The sequence below is a fragment of the Anabaena sp. UHCC 0399 genome, assembly GCF_034931465.1.
Lineage (GTDB): Bacteria > Cyanobacteriota > Cyanobacteriia > Cyanobacteriales > Nostocaceae > Trichormus > Trichormus minutissimus.
Genome location: NZ_JAYGGZ010000047.1, coordinates 31,593 through 57,065, shown reverse-complemented (window position 1 = coordinate 57,065; position 25,473 = coordinate 31,593). Strand labels below are relative to the sequence as shown.

Genomic DNA, 25,473 nt, shown 5'->3' with positions numbered 1-25,473 from the left:
TTACTCCTTGGTGGCAGCTCGTACTTCGTGGTGCTTTTTTACTTCTAGTCGTGGTCTTCCAACAACGTATCGCCCAAAGAGGATAATTAGCCATAGGCTTGAACCTATGGCTGAATTAGCTATAGCTTAGGGCATAGGATGGAAAAGAAGGTCAGGGAAAAAATAATTGAAAATTGCCCAAGTAGAAAAGGCAATTGATGTTGCCAAAACAGCAAGAACTGGTACTAGAGAAAGATACCGCAGGAAATAGGCTTGTTGTTGGTTTTTTGTTCTCATAAAACACTTACACCCTATTTGATATTTGCCACGAATTCTGATAAATCAAAGATTTTGTGAGACATTAACGCCCATTACTTTAGACGGCATGACAATGCCATAATAAGCAGCAGCGATCGCAGACAGAGCATTGACCAAAACATTATTACCAAAGAGTGGCATGAAGCCAAAAAATGTCTTAGCAAAAGGCAATAATCCCATAATGGCTAATACAAGATAAGCTACTGCAAAGACACGATTAAATAAACGCGCACTGGTAGCACTTGTATAAGATGCAATTCCTAGTAGTCCAACAGCGCAACGCACTAAATTATGTAAAAAATTGGTAGGAAATAACCCAAATATGTAACCAAACCCCGCAGCGTAGGTGTTAGGAGACTCATCTAATGAGATAAAAGATTGGCTAGTTCCTGGTAAAGAGACTAGAGCAGGTGTAAATCCTGCCAAACCTAATAATAAAAAGAGAATACCAATGGCTAAAGCACAGTAACGCTCTACCATTTTTGCTGTTTGGATGTTTTCCATATTCTTTTTTACTCCTGTGATGATGAAATATTTGTTGAATATTAATTGGTGGCTAAAATCTTGTGATTGTTAATACACTGAACCTAACAAATGCTCTGTCTGATAATTTTTCCGACAGACATAATACTTTATATTCAACCTGGAGTTTTAAATTTTAACTCTATCAAAAGGTAGGGTTGAAAGTTGAGATTAATGTTTGAATAAGCCATACAAAATTAGTCATTTTGTTTGCAAGCTTGTACAGCCAGTACCATCAATAAAGCTCCTGTTCCCCACTGAAATAGAGGCAATTTACCCAAGGCATCAGTAATGCTGGGTATGACTAGGCTTTGATAATCTCCATCAATTCTGGTGTCTTCGGGAACAGGTTGATAAAAATTGTTGGGTGCATCTTCTGCTTTTGGTTCATTACTGCGTTGTAAATTAAAACCAATCGCTAATAACAATGAATCTACCAATGAAGGTGATATTTTCTGGGCTAAATCGAGTAATTTAGCTATATCTCCCACAAAAAGGTCACGTATTGGGTGTTCAGCTGCATAGAGTATGGCATCAACCACAATTCTAGGGTCATAGTAAGGTGGTATTCCCGATGGTTTCACGCCTAACTTTGTCAAGCCGTTATTCCAAAACGGAGTGTTAATCACGGCTGGTTTGATACTTGTGACACTGATAGGCCATTTTTCATGTATCAATTCAATCCGCATAGCTTCGAGAAAGCCTTCAACCCCATGCTTGGCTGAGGAATAAGCACTTTGATATGGCAGCGATCGCCTACCTTCCATTGATGATATATGAATTAATGCCCCTCGCCCTTCACGTTTGAGGTGAGGTAAGGCGGCCATTGCACCATATACTTGACCCATCAAATTGACATCAATGACGTGTTTAAATTCTTCTGGTGTGGTGTTGTCAAAAGTGGCAAATAAACCAATAGCTGGGACGTGTACCCAAGTGTCGAGTCGTCCATAAACCTCTACTGCTCGATCTGCGATCGCTTTCACTTGTGCAAATTCTTGCACATCAGCAACAATATGGGTTGCTTCACCACCAAAGCCGCGAATCTCTTCCACCAGCGACTTTAACTTTGACTCGCCACGCGCAGCAACAACTACCTTTGCTCCACGTTGAGCAAATTGCAGAGCTGTTTCTCGTCCGATACCACTGGAAGCTCCAACGACGGCGACGATTTGCTGATTAATTGGCTTTAATTGCATAGATGCTGCTCCTAATCAATTCAAAATTCAAAAATTTTGGGCGTTTGGGGTTAAAAGATTTTTCTTCCTTTCCAATCTCTAGTTACAAATGACTAGGAAGAAACTGGTTCAATGCGTCGGTAAATAATTGAGGCCGTTCTACTGAGGCTACATGACCGCAATCAGGTATTAGAGTTAGATGTGCTTGATTGAGATGCTTGATTGCTTCTGACTCGCAAAACTGAGCCTGTAATATAACTGCTAGCGATCGCGGAAAGTAAAAATGCTACACACCAAGCCACTTCTTCCGGCTTACCAAAGCGAGACAGAGGAATTTCCGATAAAATTCGCTGTTTCACTTTGTCAGGAATGGGGTTAAGCATATCCGTTTCCATGAATCCCGGTGCTACAGCATTCACCCGCACCTCATACCTAGCGGCTTCTTGAGCTAGAGATTTAGTAAAACCTATGAGAGCTGCTTTCGATGCTGCATAGTTGGTTTGACCACGATTACCCCTCTCGCCCGAAATAGAACTAATACAAACCACAGAACCGGAACGTCGTTCGTACATTTTGGGGATGATGGGCATCAGTGTGTTGTAGACTCCTTTTAAGTTAGTCTCAATGACTGCATCCCAGTCTGCGGTAGTGAGTTTGGGAAAAAAGTTGTCTCTGGTAATGCCAGCATTAGCTACAATGCCGTTAATTGGGCCAAGTGTCTCTTCAACCTGTTTTGCAACCTCCTCCATAACTGCTTGATCGGTAACATCAGCAGGGATTGCTAAAGTCCCCAATTGTCCCTCATCTTGACTGCGATAGGTGTAAGTCATAAAAACCATCGATATATTCTGGCTGTGCAATCATTGATGAACCACTCAGATAGAATTCTTGCTACTCTCCGCGCCTCCGCGTCTCTGCGTGATAAAACGCCTACTCTTCAACTTGTGAAGAATCATAAACACCCCAATATTGAATACCGCGATCGCGCAATCTAGCCTCAGCCCGATGAATTTCTGCTTTTGCACCCTCTAGTATGAGCAAATAGTAACGTTGCTGGAGGCGATCGCTATAAACTCTAGCCCTATCTTCAGGAATACCCAAATTAGTTAATGCTGTGACCAAATTTTGATTTGCTGCTGCTCCCACAGCTACCCCGGCGACACTAGCAACTAACGCTACACCTACAGAACCAGCTGCTAATACTGCTCCTAAACCGGGAAGTGCTAAACTACTCAAACCAACTAACACACTACCCCAAGTAGTTGCTGTGAGTGTATCTCCCACTGCGCCTGTCGTATCTACATTTTGATTACCGATGCGATTAGCTAGTTCCGCTTCACCTACGCGATCGCCCTGCTCCATATCTTTAGCAATGACAGAAACTTTGTCCATCGGAAAGTCCGCAGCTTTCAAATCATTAATAGCTAACTCTAATTCTTGAGAGTTAGCAAATACCCCTAATGCACGTATAGTGTCTTTATTTACCATGATTCCCTCATCGGCAATTTTATTGATTGTTCGCCCTAAATACAGACTTAATGGTTGTTTTAATTGAATTTCCTGCTTCCTTGATAGTCTGTGATATTGGCTCTTCCGTAAAATACTCGTTGATATTATCTATGGGACTACTAAGAACAGTGCGAATTAAATCTAAGGTGGTGTCAGTCCCGCCCGCTATGGAAAACAAGTCTCGTAGATTACTGAGATTGTAATTGCCAGCGATATCAACAATTGATTTAGGAGGAGCATTAAAAAAAGGAGCGATCGCTGTGACAAAACGCTCCCAATAGTCAATATATTTAGCGTATTGTTGAGCATCATGTTGACTGTAACGGGCAATTTCTGCACAAGTAGCTTCTACAGATTTATGAGCTAAAAAATATTTACCATCAGGATGAGGACAAAACGCCACTGGATCACAAACGAGATATTCTAAACCGCACTTGTGTAGTTCTAATTCCTGGATGACTGGCCCTAAGAAAATAAATAGGTGATTCATAGCACAGGGGTTGAATTTGAACCCTGGTGCTTCCTGTGGCATGAGTTCTTCAGTTGTGCAACCACCGCCAGGAAGCGATCGCCCCTCCAGCAACAAGACGCTATAACCTGCTTTCAGTAAGTAGCCTGCACATACCAAGCCATTATGACCAGCACCAATAATTACCACGTCATATGCTTCCATGACTGCACTTAAAAATTAAAGTATTTTCCCCGATGTTAGAAAATACTACGGACATCTAAATCTTTCGTGGGTTATATAATTTTTCTATTTAAAATTAAGGTTTCATACCAGATGAAAAAGCAGAAATTCATATGGTGAGCCGACGCGTTGCAGGAGTTTTCCCCGTTGTAGCGACTGGCGAACCCGAAGGGTTAGTGCTTGGGCAACTTCTCAAAAATTAGTTTTAGGACAAGTAAAAGTTGATTCTAAATCAAATGAAACTACAGCAATGCCTGAACTACTAAAAGTTTTAGACTTGAAAGGGTGCATTGTTACTATTGATGCAATAGGTTGCCAACGAGAAATTGTTAAGTTAATTAAAGAAGGGGGAGGAGATTATGTCAAATCAAACAACAAACAGCATGGATGCCACCCACAAAGCCCAGGTCATCGCTAACGAGAAAAATCTTCTCTCAGCGATGAAAACCAATAACGTGGAACTTTTGAATAAACTGCTTCACGATGAGCTTCTGTTTAACGGGCCTAGTGGCGAAACGGCAACCAAAGCGATGGATCTGAAAAATTACCATTCGGGAAACATCAACCTGCATACAGTTGAATCGAGTGACCAAATGCTAAGTGTCGTCGGAGATAATGTTGTTGTTGCCGTCACGGTAGAGATACTAGGAAACTATTTAGGGCAAGAAATTAATGGCAAATTTCGCTATCTTAGGGTTTGGAAGCTATTTGAAAACAACTGGAAAGTGATTGCCGGAAGTGTGGTTACGCTAAGTACCGACCATAAAGTTTTGTAAAGAATTAGAAATCCCCTAGTCTCCGACTCCGATAACCCTTCAGGCGAGTCAGAGGAGGGTTGGTGCTGTGATGGTATTCAAACCTAAACTAATTGGGTCTGGATCATCTCTATGTCTAATATGAAAATTGTCTGGCTGCAAGCTGCTTTAAATAATCCTATTGAAAAGAGTAAGCTTTTACAGCAACCGCAAAAGCTGCGGGAAATCATTAATGATATTCCGGCGCGTCAATGGCTATTTGAGCAAGTGTGTCAAACTGATGACCCCAATTTAGCAAGTCAAACCAAGGAGTTCATTATGATCATGATGAAGTCTTCCAGATTGATTTGGTGCGGGGGTGGCAAGATATCACCTGATATCTATGAGGAAGCTTTATCACGCACTTGGGAATGGTTTAACAAGGATATTTGTCAAGCATATAATCCAGAAAAAGGTAGCTTTATTACTTGGTTTAACCAGAAGCTAAAATTCAGGATTCTAGATGTTATTCGCGACCAAGAGAAGGATAATAAAAGACGGTTACATCTGCCTGCTAATGAAGAAAATAGTGAGTGGATTTATCCGCCTGCGCCAGAGCCTGATCGTTGGCATGAAACCATCCAAGAATGGCTAGATTTAGTGCAGAACCATCCGCAGCAGTTTAGAAATTGTCGAATGCAAAATCATCCTGATGTCAACTGTCAGTTTTTGTTGATTCATATTTTGCAGGTTTTGCGCGATTCAGGAGATATTTCTTGGGATGTTCTGGCTCAAAAGTACAAAGTCGAAGCATTGGCGTTGAGGCGATTTTGTAAGCTGCGATGTTTTCCTATTTTCAAACAGTTGTTATCTAAATAATATTCCAACAAGTTCAAACGTTTTTTTGACACGAATCATGATTGAACCAATCAAAATTTTGATTACCGCGAGCGATCGCCAACAAGCATACCACTTTGCTCAACAACAGCCAACTCAAGCGCGATCGCAACAAGTTTATCGTAATACTTTAGCTGTGTTGGTGACTCAACGTTGTTTGCAACTGTTGGGTATTGATACGGATTTAGCCGCTAGCCATTGTTGGAATCCTCTAGAGCAGCAGTTAGAAAACATTGCAGACTTGTATATTCCCAGTTTACAAGGCTTTTTAGAATGTCGGGCTTTGCATGAGAGCGATCGCAAATGTCATATCCCCCCAGAAGTTTGGACAGAGCGTCTTGGCTACGTGATGATTGAACTTGATGAACCTTACCAAGAGGGGCAAATTGTAGGATTTGTGGAATCTGTCTCGGTATCGGAACTACCACGCAGTTATTTTCAATCCCTTGATGTCTTGTTGGAGTGCTTGACTTCAGAACCGCAACCAGAACCAACAGTACAACTCAGCCATTGGCTCAAACGCACCTTTGAATCAGATTGGCAGCCCCCAAAAGACTTGCTGAACATGATGAAAGAGTCATTCGTCCGATTTTGTGACCCACAGCCGCAACGAGGTGATGACCCCCTTCGCCAACAGGTTGAACAACTCTATCGCCGACAATCTTCTAATTTAGTGCAGAACGTTCCCCTGCACCTGAATCCCCAGGAAGCTTTGGTAAATCTCATCCAAACCACTCGAGATGATGAAATTCGCTGGCAATCTGCGGAATTGTTGTGGGAACTAAATCCACAACATCCAGTTTGCCCAGTCATTAGTGCTAAAGATTTAGGAATTTATCTGATTGGGCATCCTGTCGTCCTGATAGTGGGGATTTTGCCCAAGTCAGATGGCAGGATGTTAATTCTGCTGCGGGTGTATCCCCTAGAAAAAATGTCTCCCCTACCCCCAGGGTTGAGGCTCATCGGGCTGGATGAAACCGGGAATCTGTTTTTTGAAGTGGAATCCCGCCAGCAAGATGATTATATCCAATTCAAGTTTACGGCAGACAGAGGCGATCGCTTTAGTGTCCGTGTCGTTCTCCATGATGCCAGCTTTACTGAGGATTTTATGGTTTAACTGATCATTAGCTGATCATTGCGGAGCTTTGCTCAATCATGCTTATCTAGAATAAACTCTTTACTTCCAGATGTTCCCCTTGGTCGTTTATGCTGCCATCCTCTGCTAGACCTAAAATACCTGAAAACGTCGCTGTTGTACTGGAGATTAGTCGCGGTAGCTTTGCTGACGGCTTTTCTGTGAAGCTTCAGATTTTAGAAGATGGTCGCACTATTCAAGAAGATGATGATTTACCTCATATTCCGGCTGCGTCAGAAATGCCGCAGTTATATCAGGAATGGAAAAACACATCATTAGAAAATAGTCGTCAACTACAAGCAGTTCCAGCACAGGTAACGAATGTAGCTAATCTGGAAACCTGGAAACAAAGAGCGGAAGAGTTAGAAAACTATTGTAGAAGATGGTTTGAAGATGGTGCGTTTAGGAGTTTGCGCGATCGCATTCGGGCAAATACCAGAGTCAGCACTGATCAATCTGTCCCCATTATTATTAGATGTCCTACACAAGATGATAACCAAAATGAAATTCTCCGCAGACTACCCTGGCATATCTGGGATTTATTTACTAATCTTCCCAATGCTGAGTTTGCTTTATTCACCGGGTTTCGCGAGCAAGTCCCCACTTTTAAAGCACCAGTCAGAGTTTTAGCCATTTTTGGCAGTTCTCAGGATGGTTTGCAACTAGAACAAGATGCCGCCGCTTTAACACTTCTAGAACAACGTGGAGCGCAAATTGTTAAGCAATCAGAGCCGAGTCAAGAAAAGATTTCTCATCTGTTATTTGATCAAAATTGGGATATCTTATTTTTTGCCGGACATAGTTCTAGTGAGGGTAAAAGTGGACAGATTCAAATTAGTGATGGCGAATTTTTACCCTTAGATGCGTTAAATAAAAGCTTAACAAAAGCCGTCAAGAGAGGTTTAAAGTTAGCAATCTTCAATTCTTGTGATGGGTTAAAAATTGCCGATTTTTTGGCAAAATTAAACGTGCCGGCTGTCATCGTCATGCGCGAACCTGTACCGGATCGGATTGCTTATCAATTCTTGCTCTACTTTTTGCGGGAATTTTCTCAGGGTAAACCTCTTTGTTTGGCAGTGCGTGAAGCTCGCGATCGCTTAGAATCTGTACAAGGCACTTTTCCGGCTGCTTCCTGGCTACCCGCCGTTTGTTTGAATCCCAATCAACCGGAGTTTGTTTGGCCTGATAAAACTCCCCAAAACCGTAAATCATCATTTTTCCTGTCTCGTTCTCGGCTCATGCTGGGGTTAGCTGGAATCATCGCTGTATCTATCCCAATTACCATCAATCGCTGTCAGATTTTTCCCTCAACTTGTATCCAACCAGTGCCAATTGCTGATGATGTAGAAAAATTCATTAGCTTTGGTAAACAGCCAATTGCTGATAGCAGAGTTCGACTGAGTGAGCCATATCTTTCATTAAAGGAGCAAGGTATTACAGCATTTGCTCAAGGTAGATATGGCGACGCAATAGCGATTTTTGATAATCTGCGTAATAAATCTACTCCGGGTTTCAGTTTAGCAGCACTAAAAGATCCAGAAATTCTGATTTATCGTAACAATGCTCTTGTAAATCTGCGGCGTACCCAAAACCCCAATTTGCCAATTTACACCATTGCTGTTGCTGCACCATTAAATTTCAACTTTGGATTAGATATCGTCTTTGGAGTTGCTCAAGCCCAAGATGTAGCAGTTAAAGATGGGTTGAACCTACAAGTCATTATTGCTAACGATAGCAATAAACCTGCCCAAGCTCGGAGAGTTGCCGAAATCCTCTCCAACAATACCAAAGTTCTAGCTGTGGTGGGACATTACACCTCTCCCAATACCTGTGCAGCCTTGAAGGTTTATTCTCCAAAGGAGCTTGTGGTGATTTCTCCCACGAGTACCGTAGTTCATTTACAATCAAATCCAGACTGTTATGATCCTAACAAAGTATTTTACCGTACCGTTTCATCAAGTCGAGTAGAAGCCTATAGTTTAGTGCAGTATTTAGTGGAGAATCTTAAAAAAACTCAGCCAAAAGTGGTGGTTTTTTATAACTCCCAAGAGGAGTTTAGCAAGGATTTATTTGAACAATTTAAGCAGGTTCTTAGAGCCTTTAATGGACGGATAATTGCTGAATTTGATTTGTCAGATCCCAAATTTGATATTACTAAACTGCCACCAGAAGTTAGAGATGCAGATGCTCTGGCAATATTGCCAGATGGCGGAACTGACGATAGTACAGCATTGAAAAAAACGATTGATATTATCAAACTAAACAAAGGTAAAAAACCAATTTTAGGGGCAAATCCTCTGTATCTACAAGAAGTCATTGATAAAGCTAAAACTACCACAGTAAACAGCTTATTCCTCGCAGTTGACTGGCATCACAATCAGTGTGGTGCAGAAAATTATAAAAAAGAGATCAATGAATACTGGGGTGGTGATTTAAATCGACGTACAGCCCTAGCAGATGAAGCTGTTCAAGCAGTTTTACAGGCGATTAAGTTATCAAATTCACCTGTGAATCGGCAAGAAATCCGACAAAAACTGTCTGAGACAGGTATCAGACCTGAGACAGCCGCATCTAGTAAGATTATTGATGGTTTAAAGATTAGTTTTAATGCGAGGGGCGATCGCAGAGAATTTACCACGCGGGCGATCGTTAGTGTAAATAAACAGTTGAAGTTTGATCTCGTAAAAGATGTTCCTTGTCCTAAAAAGTAATTGATAAAGTCACAATAAAATACAACTTTAAGTAAAACAGGGTAAATAATTAAAGGTTTGTAGTGAGAACTAAAGTTCTCTCTGCGTTCTCTCCGTTCGCGGAGCGTGTCGTAGACAGAGGCTACGCGAACAAAAAAGGACTAAAGTCCTCTCTACGAGACGCTACGCGAATACTACGAACTCAATCCTAGTCTTTTTACATTGCTTAACATAGTTTGGTTTTTTCAAGTCTTTCTACTTACTCAAAATAAATTTAATTGTAAAGTTGCATAACAAATTTAACTATTTTCACTATTATCTGACGATATTCCCTCAGAAGGGTAAGAGCATTTTGAATTTTAGATATGGAGTAATTCCTGATGTGTCGTCAACTGATGCAAAGACTATTCTTATTTTGTATCACACTAATTTTCAGCCTCACATTTTCTTTTAATCACGTTCAAGCCCAATCAGTCCCTTTCTATTGGGAATTTATAAATGTTGATATTGCCGTGCAAACTAACGGTGATATGTTAATTACCGAAACACAAAAATATACATTTACAGGAAAATATAACAATCAACGCTCCCGCTATATTCCTCTGGATAAAGTAGACGAAATTACTGAAGTATCAGTCACAGAAAATGGTCGATTATTACCCAGCGAAACAGGTATAGAAAATAATCAACGTTGGATTCGTTGGAAGCATCAACTCAAAGCACCAGAAAGCGATATTTTCGTATTGAAATATCGTGTTGTTGGTGGGTTACACGTAAATGATAACGATGCTCAAGTATATTGGAAAGCTATTTTTTCTGACCGTAAAGCCCCTATCAAACAGGCAAGAGTCAGAGTAGAATTACCTGAAAAATTTGCTGCTAGTATCAAAGATTTCCAAAGCTTTGGAATATCTACAAATATCCGCAAAGTGAATTCAAAAACTATTGAAGCTGTTGCTGAAACAGCTATTAAACCAGGAGAAGATTTAGAAATTCAGGTGACATTTGATCGCACAGGTACTGAAATAAAACCCCCTATATGGCAAAGTTCACAATCTGAAGATAGTTTGTTTAAGTGGATTTTTTGGGCAATTCTCTTGTTAATTGTCTACCGTATCTTATTCTCTCGTAAGAGCGTTAGTGTTACTTACGAACACAGCAGTAGTAGTTACGAAGTTGGGGGGTATGGTGGTGACGGTGGTGATGGCGGTGGTGGTGGCGGTGGCGGTGATTAACTCAATAAATGCTTTAAGTATTTAAGAATTACTGGTTGTATAAAAGGCGTTCTATATCACTATCTTTAATCATTTCAGGACTTACGCAAAAACTCTCTTAAACCCTTATTTCTCTGTGTTCTCTGCGTCTCTGTGGTTCTTTATTCCGTAATTTGTGCGTAAGTCCCACATTTATATTAATGCCCTCTGCTATCAGGAAAAATCAGAATGTAAGTAGAGAATTTGCATAGTTTCTACACACCAAGAACTTTGTCCCAATTCATAATCCAGGTAGAAAAATATGAACCAATTTTTGGCAAATACTACATCCCTGCAAATTGTTTTAGTTGATGGTTCTGATATCTGTCTAACTGGAACAACTGAGCTGCTCAAAAATTGTTATCCTAATGCGAAAATTAGCCTAGCTCAAACAGCTAATGATGCTTTAAATAAAATATCTAATTTGCAAACCAACCTCATAATTATGGATATTTGTTTACCAGAACAGCCTGGAAAAATAGCACAGACTCGTATAGGTCTTGAACTCTTGCAGCAGATAATGCACAAATATCCTAAAGTGAATATTCTTGTCCAAAGCCCTTATGTGAAAAGACTAGTGCAAATTAAACCTGCAATTGATATCCATAAAGGGGGCTTTGTTATTGCTGATAAGAATATTACTAACCAAGAAATGCTCTCCAGAATAGATGGGGCATTAAGGGGATTTACCTGTATCAAAGAAATTACAGACATTCATATATATCCAAATATATATGAGGAATTAAACGTTAAACCAGAGATATTAAAGTTACTCAGCCTAGCCTTTAATGAAGGATTGCAAGATAAAGCGATCGCTGCACATATTTGTGTATCTGAACGCACGGTACGCAACCACTGGGATACATTGCAAGAGGCTTTAGGTATTGATTGTGATGAATTAAGAACTCAAGGAAAAAATATCAGAATTATGACTAAAATTCGCGCCAGAGAAGCAGGCTTAATTGATTAGTTCATACTAAGAACTAAAGTCCTTACTACAAACTTATTTTCTCAAATCATGCACGAGGTAATCTATTCATGATAAATCCATCTCGGCGTAAAATTTTCCAACTGTCTCAAACTAAATTATTAATAACTGGGCTATTAATCAGTTATCTGGGCTTTATTTTTTGGCTAGGAATGCGTTTGATTGTGATATTTAGCGGTGCAGTGATAGTTGTTTTGGCGATCGCATCTTGGTATATGCAACTCCAACGGCAAAAAAGCCGCACTTTGGCAAATTCAGCAGATTTGCTGCAATTAGATGTATTTCTTGGTCATATCAATTACTTGGATAACCAGATTCCTCATGCTTGTCAATCTCTGTGGCGATCAGTTCGACAACAGACTTTAACGATTCAGCAGATTACTATCCAAATTTCTCAACAGGAATCAACTTTTACTCCAGACTTGCTAGAAACCTTGCACACCGTTTTAGATTTGCTTGACCGACTGATAAAGGCTTTGCAAGTAACTGAAAAGGTACAAACATCACACTATCGAGAATTGGCAAAACAACAATTGCAAAGCAGTCTGACCCGACTTCAGCACACCCAGGATCAACTTCAGGAATTGCACGACCAAATAGCACTGGACAATTTGGGACAACCTACACTCACTAATTCTGGTGTGATCTCAACACGACTGCAAACACTGATTGTTGAAAACACGAGAGGAATTTTAGGAGACTAAATCAGATGAAAAAATTACGGTTTCAATTTGGGCTAGTAATTGGACTATGCCTCAGCTTGTTGTGCGCTTGTACAATACCCATAGACATTGATTCCTTTGAAAGTAGCGATCGCTATCTGCGCGAACAGCTTTTACCAAACATTCAAGTAGATTCACAACTTGTATCTGACACCACTTCCTATACTGTCGTGATTCCTCCGGTGGCTGATTCTGTACCTGATCCCAACACCTTTCCTCTGTATGGTGCAAAGCCTAGCAACAATTCAAATATTGTGTATGTGGAAATTTATAGTTCAGCAGAAAAAGCCAATGGAGAACGAGACGATGAACGTTGGTTAGTTGATGTCGCCGAAAAATTTAATCAACAACGTCAAAAACTCCCATCTGGACAAGTGATTCAAGTGGGGATTCGGAATATTCCCTCTGGATTAGGCGCACAGATTCTCGCAGCCAGAAAAGGGAAACCCGCAGGCTACACCCCAGCAACTGCTATGTGGTTGGAACTACTCAAAGCAGAAGGATTATCCCTACAAGCGATCGCACCTGCTTTAGCCCCCAACCAAGCCATTTTTGCTATTCAACCCCAAGCCTATAAAGAACTAGCTAAAGGTGGAGAGGTGACATTTGATCGACTGATGGATGCTATTCTCTCAGGTAAAATTCAAGTTGGTTATTCCAATCCTTATATTGCCTCATCAGCCTTAAATTTTCTGCACACCTTACTATGGCGTTCAGCCGGTCATGCTCAAGATGGTAAACCATTGACTATCGCTGAACTAGATGAGCCTCAAGTGACTTCAGCTTTTAGCAGTTTCCAAAAACAAATCAGCCTGACAACACCTACATACTTAGACTTAAAGCAAATTTGGCTGCGTGATTCCCAACAGTTTCAAGCGATCGTCATGGCTTACCAAAGCTATGTCAACTTGAAGAAACAGCCGGAATTTGCCAAACTGGCTTACATTCCCTTCGGTAATCCTGAAAATTCCCCATTAGTAGGATTTGATTGGAATAGTGCATCTGAGCAAGCAGCCTTGAAGCGATTTGCTACCTTCGCCACCTCTGCACCCATGCAAGAATTAGCAAAACAACAGGGATATGAACAAACAGAATATCTCAAGCGCAGTAAATTTCCACCCATACCATCAGGGGAAGTGTTGAAAGCAGTCCAGTCATTCTGGAAACAACGCAAGGATGGCGGACGGACTGTATATATGGAACTGATTGTAGATACAAGCGGTTCGATGGAAAAAAACAACCGCCTCAAAGCAGTTCAGGAAGCCTTACGATTTGCTAGCAAACAAATCAACCGGGGTAATCAGATTGGGTTAATTACATTTAGCGATCGCCCCGTTCGCCGAATTGCGCTTGCTCCTTTCAACGAATTAGAACAAAAACGATTATTTGCAGCTATAGACCAACTACAACCTGATGGTAATACAGCCCTCTATGACGGACTAGCCGTTGGTTTAGCAGATTTGATGGAAAAACGCAAAACCGATCCCAACGGGCGATTCTACGCCTTACTGCTGACTGATGGCGAAAGCACCACGGGAACTGAGTTTACGCAAATTCAGGATGTGATTAAACACAGTGGAGTGAGAGTTTATCCCATCGCCTACGGTGAAGTCAATCAAGAGGAATTAGAAGCGATCGCCGCAATTCGAGAAGGCAGCGTTTACCAAGGTACACCCGAAAAAGTCCAAGTTCTGCTCAAAGACTTGTTTCAGACTAATCTCTAGGGATTGGGGACAAATCAAGTCAAAAGTCAAAATTAATTAACTTTTGGGGAAGAGATTTTCTCATCATTAAAAAAATGAATCTTAACACGCAATTACTTAAAACTTTAGGACTCAGTTGGTTAGTTTTTTTGCTCACTGGATTGCTAATCAGTTGGTTGTTTGCAATTCCTTCTATTACACTACTGATTGATCGCAGCTATTGTCCGGCGACAGAATGGCAGCAGGTTGTTCAAACTTATACCACACTCTATCAGCAACATCAACAACGCCGGTTGCGATTGCAATCTGTCATTTTGTTCAGCAGTTTAGGAGAAGATAGATTGTCAATTCCACCCAAGCCTGAAGTATTACAACAGTCACCAACCTACGGACAAGCACAGTCACCAAGGCAAATGCAACTACGAAAAAACTATCCCCAAGCACAACTGTTACAGTGTCCGCAATAATCCCCTGTCCCCTGTCCCCTGTCCCCTGTCCCCTGTCCCCTGTCCCCTGTCACCTGTCACCTGTCACCTGTCCCCTGTTTCTCGCTAGTGCAAATAAAGCTACTATTGAAAAGAGGTGAAAAGGTGACACTAGTCTATGTTAGAAGCTTTAATTGAGCCATTGCAGTATGGATTTATGCAGCGATCGCTAGTCATTGCGATTTTGGTGGGTTTGTTGTGTGCGGTTGTGGGTAGTTACTTGATGGTGCAAAGACTAGCACTGTTGGGCGATGCTATTAGCCACTCAGTTTTACCAGGATTGGCGATCGCTTTTATGTTGGGAGCAAATATTTTTATTGGCGCGTTTATTGCTGGGGTTTTTAGTACGGTAGCCATAACTTGGATTAGGACGCGATCGCCCATTAAAGAAGATGCCGCAATGGGCATAGTTTTCTCTGCATTTTTCGCCCTGGGCATTACCTTAATTACTATTATTCAAAAAGATAATAAAATCGACCTCAATCATTTTCTGTTCGGCAATATTCTGGGTGTAACTGTAGATGAAGTACGGGACACAGCCATCATTGCCGCCATTGTTTTAATAGTAATTGTTCTGTTATATAAAGAATTACTATTTTACACCTTTGATCCCTTGGGAGCGCAAGCCGCAGGTTTACCAGTCAATCGGCTTAACTTTGGCTTGATGCTATTGATTTCCTTAACTATTGTCGCTAGCATGAAAGCTGTAGGTGTAATTTTAGTTTTATCACTATTAATTACACCAGGCGCAACTGCCTATCTTTTAGTTAAACGTTTACACCAAGTCATGTTTTTAGGTGCAGTCATTGGTGTGATTTCTAGTATTAGCGGTATGTATCTCAGCTACTTTTATAATTTGCCCTCTGGCCCAGCAATTGTCTTAGTAGTGTCAGGATTATTTCTGTTAGCTTTATTATTTAGTCCCAAACATGGCGTTTTAATTCCTACTAGTAACCAAAAAGGATGATTTTTTCTATAATTATTGATTGTATAAGCCATAAGATGAGTTAACTTCCCATCTGTTACTAATTTTTTGGAGATGAAAGATACTGGCATAATGACACGCACTTGGACAATAAAAAGCCAGTTGAATTATAGCTTGGGAAAAATACTGAGAAAATCCAGGACGGGTTAACCAGTAAAAACAAGTCCAGCGATGCTCATAATCGTTCCGAAGTTGATTATACTGCTCCTCGGAAATGAAATTTACTTGATTATCACCGAGAAAATCTTGTAATAAAGAGGGCTGCTTGTTAATCAAAACCCAATCATCATAAGTATCTTTTTTTAGAGGGTAAAGATTTCCATTAGTGGTTATATTTCCGAAAATATTCTGATGCCAGAACCATTTTCTCGAACTCAGATTTCCCCAAGAAGTTATTTTACCTTCACTATCTGTAGAAATAATTCCACTAGATTTTTTAATCAGTAACGCTCCTTGTAACTGTCCGTCATGTTGAATGAAAGCAGAGAGTAACTTTGGTTCTTCTAGCGATCGCATATTATTCTTGACAAATTAAAATTTTTAAATTCTACTATAATTTATCTAAATATCTATGGCAATACGATTATTCAATCACAGACATGAGGATAATTAAACAGGACTTATGTAGTAATAACGTATTTTCACCATTGCGACCTTAGAGAAGTAACACAAAGCTTTTATTTTCGTTGCAAATGCGTCAGTCTTATTAAGATATTGAGATATTAAGATATTTTTATACAAAAAATATCGACTGCATCAGTTAAGCTGACAAAAGCAGTTTTAACCCTCGAAACCATGACAGCAAGTAGTCCGACAATTTTAGCTTTAGACTTTGATGGTGTGATTTGCGATGGACTAATTGAATATTTTGAGGTAGCATGGCGTGCTTACTGCCAAATTTGGTCGCCTGCTAACGATACACCACCAGATGATTTAGCTTTAAGATTCTATCGCCTCCGACCTGTGATTGAAACAGGTTGGGAAATGCCAGTGTTAATTAAAGCTTTAATAGATGACATTCCAGAAGACAAGATTCTTCAAGAATGGGGAAATATTACCCCACATATTTTGTCAACTGACAAGCTACAGTCAAAAGAAATTGCGATCAAACTAGATAGTCTACGAGATGAATGGATTGCTACAGATTTAGATGGTTGGCTGAGTCTGCATAAATTTTATCCAGGTGTAGTAGAAAAACTGAAAGTGACTATTGATAGCGAAGTCAAGCTATATATTGTCACCACCAAAGAAGGACGATTTGTACAGCAGTTATTGCAACGAGAAGGGGTTAACTTACCGCCAACAGCAATTTTCGGCAAAGAAGTTAAGCGTCCCAAATACGAAACCCTGCGCGAATTGATTACAGGTGCAGATATTCAGTCCGGTAATTTGTGGTTTATAGAAGACAGACTCAAGACATTGGAGTTAGTCCAACAGCAAACAGACCTGAAGGATGTCAAGCTTTTCTTAGGAGATTGGGGTTATAATACGCAACCAGAAAGAAAAGCTGCCCAAGACAATTCGCGAATTCAATTATTATCCCTGTCTCAATTTGCTAAAGATTTTTCTGGGTGGCTGTGATAATTAGGGGACAGGGGACAGGTGACAGGGGAAAAGAAAGCAGGGGAAGCAGGGGAAGCAGGGGGAGAAAAATACAATGCCTACCTACTCAGCACTCAGCACTCATTACTCAGCACTCACTACTCATTACTCAGCACTCACTACTCACTCTATGCTTGATTTAACAAAATTAGCGCGACAAATGCAGGGTTTAAGTCAGCATCTTAGCCAAGAAGCTGTGGCTAGTCGCCAGCGTTTAGAGTTGGCGCAACAGCACCTCAAAAAAGCTTACGAGTGTCAACAAGAGGTGATGGAACGTCAGAAAAAATGGCGCGATCGCATTCTCTTTGCTAATGCTACACCCCTTGAGCCGCTAAATACTCGCATCGATATCCCTGTTCCCCCCAAGGTACACACTGTTATTGCTACCGATGGTTCGCAAATTGCCCCCAACCATCACGAAATTGCTTACTGTTATCTCTTGAATATTGGTAGGGTAGTCCTACACTACGGACAAAATCGCTATCCGATTATGGATAGTTTGCCAGAGGTATTTTACCGCCCTGAAGATTTATATATGTCCCGCCAGTGGGGAATTAAAACTGAGGAGTGGATGAGTTACCGCCGCACTTCTAGCGAAGCGACGGTGTTAGCTGAGTTGGCGATAAGTCAATTCAAAATTGAAGCACCCCTGGAGACTGAGGACAAGGGGACAAGGGAAGGTAATAATTCTCTCTTTGCCACAAAAATCCCTGCTTTAGCGATGGTGGATGGTTCTTTAATTTACTGGTTTTTGGAACAATTACCTATAGATGCACGCGATCGCATTTTACCCCCCATCCTCGAAGCTTGGAGTCAAATGCGTGCGGCTCAAATTCCTTTGATGGGTTATCTTAGTGCTTCTCGTAATGTGGAGGGGGTGAATTTTTTACGGTTGTTGGCTTGTCCGCATCCTGCACCAGATTGTGTCAGTTATTGCCCAAATCAACTAGAAAAAGTCCCTTGCAAGGTGTTTGAACCGTTGCGCGATACGGCATTGTGGACTACTCAACTCACACCTGGACAACGAGGGCCTCTCTGGCGCAGCAATAACCGCATCCTGGAACTTTACGCAGACCAAACTATCTATTTTTGCCACGTTCACGTCGGGACAGAAATTGCGCGGATAGAAGTACCCGCATGGGTAGCTGAGAATACAGCCATGTTTGACCAAGCTTTGGGGTTGATGCTGGCACAGGTACAGAAAGGCTGTGGCTATCCTGTGGCGATCGCGGAAGCCCATAATCAGGCTGTAGTCAGAGGCGGAGATAGAACCCGTTTCTTTGCCTTATTAGAGAAACAAATGATTAAAGCTGGTTTGAGAAATGTCGGTACTTCTTACAAGGAAGCCCGAAAACGAGGCAGTATTGCTTAAAACTTCAACTCATTTTTGTAAATTTGTTACTTACGAGAAACCCCCAAAACCAAACACAAAAAATAGATATACCCTGCTTCCTACTCCATTTTTACAGCTAAGTATTACTTAATTTAAGCAGTTTTATTCATATCCAGTAATTTTTCTGAAAAAACAAACTTTCACTTGATAGTGAATTCAATTACTCATATTTTCCTTGTAGAAATACCTGTATTTTGCTTTTTTTTATATTTTTTGAGTGATTACTTTTCAATTAAATATTTTTCTAGCTTTTTCGTAATACTTCTTATTTTTGAATTAGAGTTATTAAGTAGCATTTCATGGCTTTTTAGGGAAGTATATATTTAATATAAACTTGAGTTTATGAAATCCCAACAGTCTAATAAATAGCTAATTCGATGTATTTATATTCTTTTTCATAATATAAATACATCGATTTGGCGATTTTTATCGATGCCATTTTTAGATTGAAAGAAAGCCGATTTTAGATTTTTTTGTCTCATGTTGGGCTATCGTCCTACTACGCTAACAGCCCTTATAGGTGAACCAAAATCTAAAATTCGTTGACATGACAAAGTGTTAAAAAATAATTTCAGAGCTTAAGCATTATGAAACCAACCAAGTGTCAATCTCAACAAATAGCTAAAAAGCAATCTCTCTTCTTTGAATCAGCTATTGATTTATTCTGTATTGCTAGTTTTGATGGATATTTTAAATTTCTCAATCCAGCCTGGACAAAAACATTAGGTTGGTCGCAGGAGGAACTTCAAGCAAAACCTTTTATAGAATTTGTTCATCCTGAAGACCGTGAAATTACAAATTTTAATACACAAAAGCTTGTTAAATGTCAAGCAGATGTAATTGGTTTTGACAATCGTTATTTATGTCGAGATGGTTCTTATAAATGGTTGTCATGGAACGGAAATATAGATATTGCAGAAAAAGTAATTTATGCTGTAGCCCGTAATGTGACAAGTCAAAAAGAAAGAGAAACATTAATACAACAAAATATTAAAGAATTAGAAGCATTTAAATTTGCATTAAATGCCCATTCCTTAGTAGCTATTACAGATATTCAAGGGCGAATAACTTATGCAAATGACCAATTTTGCGAAGTCTCTAAATACTCTAGAGAAGAGTTGTTGGGACAAGATCATCGCATCATTAATTCTGCTTATCACCCCAAAGAATTTTTTCCCAATTTGTGGCGAACTATTTCTCAGGGGAAAATTTGGAAGGGAGAAATTAAAAATAAAGCCAAAGATGGCACATTTTATTGGGTAGATACTTTAATAGCACCCTTATTAAATGATGATAATAAACCATATCAATATGTATCAATTCGGACAGATATTACCCAACGGAAGCTTTCAGAGTTAGCTTTATTAGAGCGATCGCGTTTATCACTCTTAAGTGCTGATGTGAGTTTAGCCTTATCTCAGAGTGGTACACTGCCAGAAGTTTTACAACACTGCACAGATACTATCTCACAATATCTTGATGTCACCTTTGCGTGCATTTGGACTTTTGAGCGACAAACTCAACAACTAGAATTACAAGCTGGTGTACAGTGTCAAAATTCTAGCTGTAATGTTTTACAACATAACCAGGACTTTCCCAATCACATGGTTTTAGCTAATAAAATCATTGGTGTTATGGCTCATAATTATCAGCCTATTATTAACGAGCAATTCAAAATTAATAATCAAGATAAAGTTATCAATCAAGCATTTTTAGGATTGCAGTTTTCTGCTTATCCATTAATTATAGAACAACAGTTAATTGGTGTCATCGCATTGTTTAACCAGCAATTATTTACAGAAGCAACCCATAATCTTTTAAATTGGATTGCTAATAATATTGCTGTTGCTATTGATCGCATTTGGGCAAGAGAAGAACTTCTCAGTCGTAGAGAAGCCTTATTATTGAGTCTAGCCAGCCAAATCCGTAATTCCTTAGATATAGATACTATTCTCGAAACTGCTGTTAATGAAATCCGCAGCTTATTACAAGTTGATCGCTGCTATTTTCTTGAGTATTTATCTAACCCTTCTCAATCTAGCTTCACAATTACTCATGAATCTCGCAATTACCAATTGCCTACAATGTTAGGTAATATGCCTCTACAGAATAATGATTTTATCAAACAAGTTTTTCTCAATCAAGAGATAATTTGTATTAACGATATTTACAATCATAGTAATATTGATCAGAATACACAAGCACTCTTAAGTGAGTTTGGGATTACCTCTCAATTACTACTACCTGTTAAAAGTAATTCTGGGGAAATGGGAGCAATTGTTTGCAGTCATTGTAGTGGCGAAAGAGTTTGGAGTCAAAGCGAAATTGGACTCTTGCAAGCTGTAACAGATCAACTAGCGATCGCCATTGACCATGCCCAATTGTACAATCAAAGTCGTGCCGCTACCTTGGCAGCCCAAACCCAAGCAGAACAACTCACCACAACTTTATATCAGTTGCAGCAAACTCAATCTCAACTGATTCAACACGAAAAAATGTCCAGTCTGGGACAATTAGTAGCTGGGGTCGCTCATGAAATAAATAACCCAGTGAATTTTATTCATGGTAACTTAACCTATGCTAATGAATATTTTGAAGACTTGATAAAGCTAGTAAATCTTTACCGCGAACATTACCCCAATCCCAAAGCAGAAATTCAAGAACTCACTGAAGAAGTTGATTTAGATTTTCTTGCTAATGATTTATCCAAACTTCTTAATTCCATGAATATGGGTACTAATCGTATCCGTGAGATCGTGCTAAGTTTACGAAATTTTTCTCGTCTTGACGAAGCTGAGAAAAAGTTAGTTGACATTCACGAAGGCATTGATAATACATTACTAATTTTGCATCACCGTTGGAAAAATAGTGGTATCGGTTTGAATATCTCCATTGTTAAAGAATATGGAAATTTGCCATTGATTGATTGTTATCCTGGGCAACTAAACCAAGTATTTATGAACATTTTAACTAATGCAATTGATGCCTTGGAAGATTCAATAGTCAGTCATCATGAACGATTATCTCAACCACAAATTCAGATTCGGACTGAAATTCTAGATAACAATTTTATTTCTATTAGTTTTGCAGATAATGGCTCTGGAATGACCGATGAAGTCAGAAGTCGTTTATTTGATCCATTTTTTACGACTAAGCCTGTGGGTAAAGGCACAGGATTGGGATTATCAATTAGTTATCAAATTATTGTCGAAAAACATGGGGGAACATTACAGTGTTTTTCAGAACCAGGTAAGGGAACAGAATTTTTGCTTAAAATTCCAGTGAGATAAAAATTACCCTTCCACAAATCCTATTTTACAAAAAGCCGCCCTTTAAGGACGGCTTTTTGTAAGTATCTAACTTCCGCAAGCAATAGTATTCTTTTGTCTTTGCTTAAGCGTATACAAACAATTCATAAATTGACCAAAGTGTTATTTTGCGTAAACTGACATCTTGCATCAGTTATTTAATACTACTTTTTGTAGGGTGGGCAATACTTCTATAGTCATGAAACTCGATTTTTACATTGTGGGTATTGCCTACCCTACACTTAGTGAGAATGGTGCAAGATATCAAACCAGGTGGCGAAGTGCTAGCAAAATCTACAAGAACAACTCTCCTTCCCTTCCCTTCCTCTTCACTGTCACTGGGTCACTGGGTTTTTAAACCCATTTTTTCGATAAAGAATTGGGATCAATGTTGATGTCATTGCTAATCCGGTATAAACTTGCGACTATTAACCTGATATTTCCTAGGAGAAAAATTTATTCAGCTGATTTTAGGTAAAAAATCAAATCCTAGTATTGGCGGAAACTATTCATCACCAGAGTCTAAATTCTATGACAAAAGCCTTGCAGTGGCTTGTTCACAAACGATCTGTGCTGAGTGGCAAGATTTTAATTGTAGGTGCGATCGCATCACTACTGAGTATGGGCTGTACTGAAAATTCATCCCAATATAGTCAGCAGACTCTTAATCAAACCTCATCACCATCACCAATGAAGGTATCTAGACGCACAAGAGAAAGACAAGGTACAGCATATGAAACCCCTACCAATACCACAGAAAATCAACCCAATCTCAAAATTGGGTTAATGCCTACCCAAAATCAGACAGACCAAAAACTAGCACTTAAACCCCTAGGTGATTATTTAGAAAAATATCTAGGGCGAAAAGTTGATTTCCAAATTGCTCAGGATAATAAGGAAGTTTTACAGTGGCTAGTTCAAAATGAAATAGATATGGCCTACTTGGGATCTGTTACCTATCTTGAAGCTGTAGAAAAAGGTGCAAAAATTCAACCTTTGGTAGCTCCTATTGACACCAATACAGGTCAACCTTGGTATCGATTGTGTATTATTGTTAAAGCCGATAGCAACATTAAAACATTAGAAGACCTGAAAGGCAAAAGTATTGCTTTTGTTGATCAAACCTCTACTTTCGGGTATCTTACAGCTTTAGCAGATTTAAAACAACAAAGAATTGATAACCCTTATCGAGATTTTACTCAACTCATTTATTTGGGCAATCATAATCAAAGTATGACAGCACTAGAAAATGGCATGGTTGATGCTGTTGCTAGCAATCTTGCTTTGTATACGAATCAGCAAAAAAATGTTAAAATCACAACAAAAAATACCAAAATTATTTGGGAATCTGCTCCCATACCCAATTTTCCCATAGTAGTATCGGAGGAACTATCCCCTGAGCTAATTCAACAACTTAAGCAGGCTTTTCTAAGTATTAATACTGAAATTAGTGTTGTTGAAGGTAGTGAATTAAATGCATATACCCTTGTCATTGCTTCTGATTATGATCAGATTCAAAAAATCCGCCAAGAATTGAACTTAATGTCTCTCCCGTAAAAATGAAAATCTCTACAAAGCTACTGACTAGTTCTGCCGTATCTGTTGGACTTGTAGTGGCTATCCTCATTGGTAATACGGTAGTGGTGCAGCAAATTAAACAGACTGTACGCGAGAAAAGCTATGACACTGCGGAAACCATCAAAGCGGCTCTAGAAGCAGACAACGCCTTGAAGTCAGAAATTATTATTCTTAAAGATTTTGTTTTATTCCAAAATCAGAATACAGAAATTGAACAATCCCATGCGGAGTTTATCAACTCCCTAGATGAGTTAGAACGCTTAATGCCAGATGTGCCAGAAATATCTGTAATTCGTCGTCGTCATCAGTTTCTTCGCAATATAGCAACTCAATTAGTTGAGCAAAGTTCTAATCAAGGTAATGAGGCAGATTCACAGCTATATTTTCGCTCTATTAATTCTTTTAGCCGAGATATTAAATTATTTCTTGATCAACTGATTCAACGTACTGATGAACATAGGCTGTTAGTAGAAAAAGATTTAGAAAATCTTCATCAAGTACAAAGAATAATTTCTTTTGTAGTAGTGGCTGTGATTTTGATGCTATTAGTTGGCAAATTTATGTTGATTTGGCGGCCAACAATCAAATCTTTGCAGAACTTACAGACGGGAACATCAGAAATTGCTACAGGCAACTTTGAGTATCGTTTGGATATTCGTACAGGTGATGAAATTGAAGACTTGGCTACCGCATTTAACCACATGGCTATTAAATTAGCTAAGTCTCATGAAACACTGATCAAAAATACAGAATTAACTCACATGAACCAACGTTTGGAGTTAGAAGTTACTGAACGCAAACAAGCAGAGTTAGAACTCCAAAGAGCATTACAAGAATTGCAAAGTACCCAAGCACAATTGATTCAAACTGAAAAAATGTCTAGCTTAGGTCAGTTAGTAGCTGGGGTAGCGCATGAAATTAATAACCCAGTGAATTTTATTTACGGTAACGTGACTCATGCTAATAGCTACACCCAAGAACTACTAGAGTTAGTCAGTTTATATCAAGAAGAGTTTCCCCATCCCAGTAAAAGAATTAAATCAAAGATTGATCACATGGACTTGGAGTTTATCCAAGAAGACCTACCGAAAATTCTCGGTTCGATGACAATGGGATCTCAGCGTATTCAGCAAATAGTTTTATCTTTACGCAATTTCTCCCGTCTGGATGAAGCGGAGATGAAAGCAGTGAATATTCATGAAGGAATTGAAAGTACACTGTTGATTTTGCAAAATCGGTTTAAGGCTAAACCAGAGAACCCCAAAATCGAAATTATCAAGCAGTACGGCCAGCTACCTCTGGTAGAGTGTCATGCAGGACAGTTAAATCAAGTATTTTTAAACATTATCAATAATGCTATTGATGCTCTCAATAGTTACAATGCCGAGCGTACCCCACAAGAAATTGAAACTGATCCTAGTTACATTAAAATTAGCACTCATATCACGAAAAATGACCGCGTAGTTGTGAGAATAGAGGATAATGGCCCAGGCATGACCGAGAAAGTTAAACAAAAGTTATTTGACCCATTTTTCACAACTAAACCTGTAGGTCAAGGGACAGGCTTAGGTTTATCGATTAGTTATCAAATTATTGTGGATAAACACTCTGGAATATTGCGTTGTGAATCAGAGTTGAGGAAAGGATGTGAGTTTTGGATTGAAATCCCTTTACATCAACAGGAAATTCAACATTCGACAGTTCCAATGGGAGCAATCGCCTACAGTGGTAACACTGCCGAATTGCCAGTGTCCTACCATTGAGATATAGTCATCCTGTTATGCTGACGCAGGAAGAATCTCA

General features: G+C 39.5%; 21 protein-coding genes and 2 pseudogenes. 16 read left to right on the top strand and 7 right to left on the bottom strand.

The window, feature by feature from the left end:
- Positions 1-126 precede the first annotated feature (126 nt).
- The 6 genes and pseudogenes from VB693_RS22215 to VB693_RS22190 form a co-directional block, all read right to left on the bottom strand.
- Positions 127-276, bottom strand: coding sequence for a PsaJ protein (locus tag VB693_RS22215; protein ID WP_323268157.1), 150 nt, complete (start codon positions 274-276; stop codon positions 127-129).
- A 45-nt stretch (positions 277-321) separates the two neighbouring features.
- The gene (locus tag VB693_RS22210; protein WP_323268156.1) at positions 322-801 is read right to left on the bottom strand and encodes a DUF4383 domain-containing protein; all 480 of its coding nucleotides are present in this window, start codon (positions 799-801) and stop codon (positions 322-324) included.
- A gap of 215 nt (positions 802-1,016) precedes the next feature.
- Positions 1,017-2,018 (bottom strand): SDR family oxidoreductase, encoded by a 1,002-nt coding sequence (locus VB693_RS22205; RefSeq protein ID WP_323268155.1) that lies wholly within the window; start codon positions 2,016-2,018, stop codon positions 1,017-1,019.
- Positions 2,019-2,179: 161 nt separating this feature from the next.
- Entirely contained in the window at positions 2,180-2,827 is a 648-nt protein-coding gene (locus tag VB693_RS22200) for an SDR family oxidoreductase (protein ID WP_323268154.1), read from the bottom strand.
- Positions 2,828-2,927: 100 nt separating this feature from the next.
- A complete protein-coding gene (locus VB693_RS22195) occupies positions 2,928-3,485 on the bottom strand; it encodes a general stress protein (protein WP_323268153.1) in 558 nt (185 codons plus the stop codon).
- A gap of 70 nt (positions 3,486-3,555) precedes the next feature.
- Positions 3,556-4,179 (bottom strand): annotated as a pseudogene (locus tag VB693_RS22190) (phytoene desaturase family protein); the annotation flags it as partial.
- Between the two features lie 190 nt (positions 4,180-4,369).
- Here VB693_RS22190 and VB693_RS22185 point away from each other — a divergent pair.
- From VB693_RS22185 to VB693_RS22135, 11 genes and pseudogenes are all read left to right on the top strand, one after another.
- Positions 4,370-4,579, top strand: a pseudogene (locus VB693_RS22185) (ISAs1 family transposase); the annotation flags it as partial.
- Positions 4,557-4,973 (top strand): nuclear transport factor 2 family protein, encoded by a 417-nt coding sequence (locus VB693_RS22180; RefSeq protein WP_323268152.1) that lies wholly within the window; start codon positions 4,557-4,559, stop codon positions 4,971-4,973. The pseudogene VB693_RS22185 and the gene VB693_RS22180, both read left to right, overlap by 23 nt.
- A gap of 111 nt (positions 4,974-5,084) precedes the next feature.
- Complete coding sequence (locus VB693_RS22175; protein WP_323268151.1) at positions 5,085-5,810, top strand: hypothetical protein; 726 nt, start codon at positions 5,085-5,087, stop codon at positions 5,808-5,810.
- A 37-nt stretch (positions 5,811-5,847) separates the two neighbouring features.
- On the top strand, positions 5,848-6,945 hold the full coding sequence (locus VB693_RS22170; RefSeq protein WP_323268150.1) for a DUF1822 family protein: 1,098 nt from the start codon (positions 5,848-5,850) through the stop codon (positions 6,943-6,945).
- Positions 6,946-7,034: 89 nt separating this feature from the next.
- Entirely contained in the window at positions 7,035-9,674 is a 2,640-nt protein-coding gene (locus VB693_RS22165; protein WP_323268149.1) for an ABC transporter substrate-binding protein, read from the top strand.
- A 359-nt stretch (positions 9,675-10,033) separates the two neighbouring features.
- Positions 10,034-10,888, top strand: coding sequence for a DUF2207 domain-containing protein (locus tag VB693_RS22160; protein ID WP_323268148.1), 855 nt, complete (start codon positions 10,034-10,036; stop codon positions 10,886-10,888).
- A 280-nt stretch (positions 10,889-11,168) separates the two neighbouring features.
- Entirely contained in the window at positions 11,169-11,876 is a 708-nt protein-coding gene (locus tag VB693_RS22155; protein WP_323268147.1) for a response regulator, read from the top strand.
- 68 nt (positions 11,877-11,944) lie between these two features.
- The gene (locus tag VB693_RS22150; protein ID WP_323268146.1) at positions 11,945-12,598 is read left to right on the top strand and encodes a hypothetical protein; all 654 of its coding nucleotides are present in this window, start codon (positions 11,945-11,947) and stop codon (positions 12,596-12,598) included.
- Between the two features lie 5 nt (positions 12,599-12,603).
- A complete protein-coding gene (locus tag VB693_RS22145) occupies positions 12,604-14,340 on the top strand; it encodes a VWA domain-containing protein (protein WP_323268145.1) in 1,737 nt (578 codons plus the stop codon).
- A gap of 74 nt (positions 14,341-14,414) precedes the next feature.
- Entirely contained in the window at positions 14,415-14,786 is a 372-nt protein-coding gene (locus VB693_RS22140; RefSeq protein ID WP_323268144.1) for a hypothetical protein, read from the top strand.
- Positions 14,787-14,922: 136 nt separating this feature from the next.
- Positions 14,923-15,771 carry a metal ABC transporter permease gene (locus tag VB693_RS22135; RefSeq protein WP_190708556.1) on the top strand — a complete coding sequence of 283 codons (849 nt, stop codon included), beginning with the start codon at positions 14,923-14,925 and terminating at the stop codon, positions 15,769-15,771.
- Between the two features lie 12 nt (positions 15,772-15,783).
- Here VB693_RS22135 and VB693_RS22130 read toward each other — a convergent pair whose 3' ends face one another.
- On the bottom strand, positions 15,784-16,305 hold the full coding sequence (locus tag VB693_RS22130; RefSeq protein WP_323268143.1) for a hypothetical protein: 522 nt from the start codon (positions 16,303-16,305) through the stop codon (positions 15,784-15,786).
- Positions 16,306-16,584: 279 nt separating this feature from the next.
- On the opposite strand from VB693_RS22130, the gene VB693_RS22125 reads away from it, so the two are divergent.
- The 5 genes from VB693_RS22125 to VB693_RS22105 all read left to right on the top strand — a co-directional run bounded on the left by VB693_RS22125 (position 16,585) and on the right by VB693_RS22105 (position 25,433).
- Complete coding sequence (locus VB693_RS22125) at positions 16,585-17,370, top strand: HAD hydrolase-like protein (RefSeq protein WP_323268142.1); 786 nt, start codon at positions 16,585-16,587, stop codon at positions 17,368-17,370.
- A 151-nt stretch (positions 17,371-17,521) separates the two neighbouring features.
- Positions 17,522-18,763, top strand: a complete 1,242-nt coding sequence (locus tag VB693_RS22120) for a DNA double-strand break repair nuclease NurA (protein ID WP_323268160.1) — start codon at positions 17,522-17,524, stop codon at positions 18,761-18,763.
- A gap of 608 nt (positions 18,764-19,371) precedes the next feature.
- Positions 19,372-22,074 (top strand): PAS domain S-box protein, encoded by a 2,703-nt coding sequence (locus tag VB693_RS22115; protein WP_323268141.1) that lies wholly within the window; start codon positions 19,372-19,374, stop codon positions 22,072-22,074.
- Between the two features lie 549 nt (positions 22,075-22,623).
- Complete coding sequence (phnD, locus tag VB693_RS22110; RefSeq protein ID WP_323268140.1) at positions 22,624-23,649, top strand: phosphate/phosphite/phosphonate ABC transporter substrate-binding protein; 1,026 nt, start codon at positions 22,624-22,626, stop codon at positions 23,647-23,649.
- Positions 23,650-23,651: 2 nt separating this feature from the next.
- Positions 23,652-25,433 (top strand): sensor histidine kinase, encoded by a 1,782-nt coding sequence (locus VB693_RS22105; RefSeq protein ID WP_323268139.1) that lies wholly within the window; start codon positions 23,652-23,654, stop codon positions 25,431-25,433.
- Positions 25,434-25,473 lie beyond the last annotated feature (40 nt).

What these genes read in the sequence shown, in the direction of transcription:
- VB693_RS22215 (WP_323268157.1), bottom strand. Translation starts at nt 276, where the DNA reads ATGAGAACAAAAAACCAACAACAAGCCTATTTCCTGCGGTATCTTTCT.
- VB693_RS22210 (WP_323268156.1), bottom strand. Translation starts at nt 801, where the DNA reads ATGGAAAACATCCAAACAGCAAAAATGGTAGAGCGTTACTGTGCTTTA.
- VB693_RS22205 (WP_323268155.1), bottom strand. Translation starts at nt 2,018, where the DNA reads ATGCAATTAAAGCCAATTAATCAGCAAATCGTCGCCGTCGTTGGAGCT.
- VB693_RS22200 (WP_323268154.1), bottom strand. Translation starts at nt 2,827, where the DNA reads ATGACTTACACCTATCGCAGTCAAGATGAGGGACAATTGGGGACTTTA.
- VB693_RS22195 (WP_323268153.1), bottom strand. Translation starts at nt 3,485, where the DNA reads ATGGTAAATAAAGACACTATACGTGCATTAGGGGTATTTGCTAACTCT.
- VB693_RS22180 (WP_323268152.1), top strand. Translation starts at nt 4,557, where the DNA reads ATGTCAAATCAAACAACAAACAGCATGGATGCCACCCACAAAGCCCAG.
- VB693_RS22175 (WP_323268151.1), top strand. Translation starts at nt 5,085, where the DNA reads ATGTCTAATATGAAAATTGTCTGGCTGCAAGCTGCTTTAAATAATCCT.
- VB693_RS22170 (WP_323268150.1), top strand. Translation starts at nt 5,848, where the DNA reads ATGATTGAACCAATCAAAATTTTGATTACCGCGAGCGATCGCCAACAA.
- VB693_RS22165 (WP_323268149.1), top strand. Translation starts at nt 7,035, where the DNA reads ATGCTGCCATCCTCTGCTAGACCTAAAATACCTGAAAACGTCGCTGTT.
- VB693_RS22160 (WP_323268148.1), top strand. Translation starts at nt 10,034, where the DNA reads ATGTGTCGTCAACTGATGCAAAGACTATTCTTATTTTGTATCACACTA.
- VB693_RS22155 (WP_323268147.1), top strand. Translation starts at nt 11,169, where the DNA reads ATGAACCAATTTTTGGCAAATACTACATCCCTGCAAATTGTTTTAGTT.
- VB693_RS22150 (WP_323268146.1), top strand. Translation starts at nt 11,945, where the DNA reads ATGATAAATCCATCTCGGCGTAAAATTTTCCAACTGTCTCAAACTAAA.
- VB693_RS22145 (WP_323268145.1), top strand. Translation starts at nt 12,604, where the DNA reads ATGAAAAAATTACGGTTTCAATTTGGGCTAGTAATTGGACTATGCCTC.
- VB693_RS22140 (WP_323268144.1), top strand. Translation starts at nt 14,415, where the DNA reads ATGAATCTTAACACGCAATTACTTAAAACTTTAGGACTCAGTTGGTTA.
- VB693_RS22135 (WP_190708556.1), top strand. Translation starts at nt 14,923, where the DNA reads ATGTTAGAAGCTTTAATTGAGCCATTGCAGTATGGATTTATGCAGCGA.
- VB693_RS22130 (WP_323268143.1), bottom strand. Translation starts at nt 16,305, where the DNA reads ATGCGATCGCTAGAAGAACCAAAGTTACTCTCTGCTTTCATTCAACAT.
- VB693_RS22125 (WP_323268142.1), top strand. Translation starts at nt 16,585, where the DNA reads ATGACAGCAAGTAGTCCGACAATTTTAGCTTTAGACTTTGATGGTGTG.
- VB693_RS22120 (WP_323268160.1), top strand. Translation starts at nt 17,522, where the DNA reads ATGCTTGATTTAACAAAATTAGCGCGACAAATGCAGGGTTTAAGTCAG.
- VB693_RS22115 (WP_323268141.1), top strand. Translation starts at nt 19,372, where the DNA reads ATGAAACCAACCAAGTGTCAATCTCAACAAATAGCTAAAAAGCAATCT.
- phnD (WP_323268140.1), top strand. Translation starts at nt 22,624, where the DNA reads ATGACAAAAGCCTTGCAGTGGCTTGTTCACAAACGATCTGTGCTGAGT.
- VB693_RS22105 (WP_323268139.1), top strand. Translation starts at nt 23,652, where the DNA reads ATGAAAATCTCTACAAAGCTACTGACTAGTTCTGCCGTATCTGTTGGA.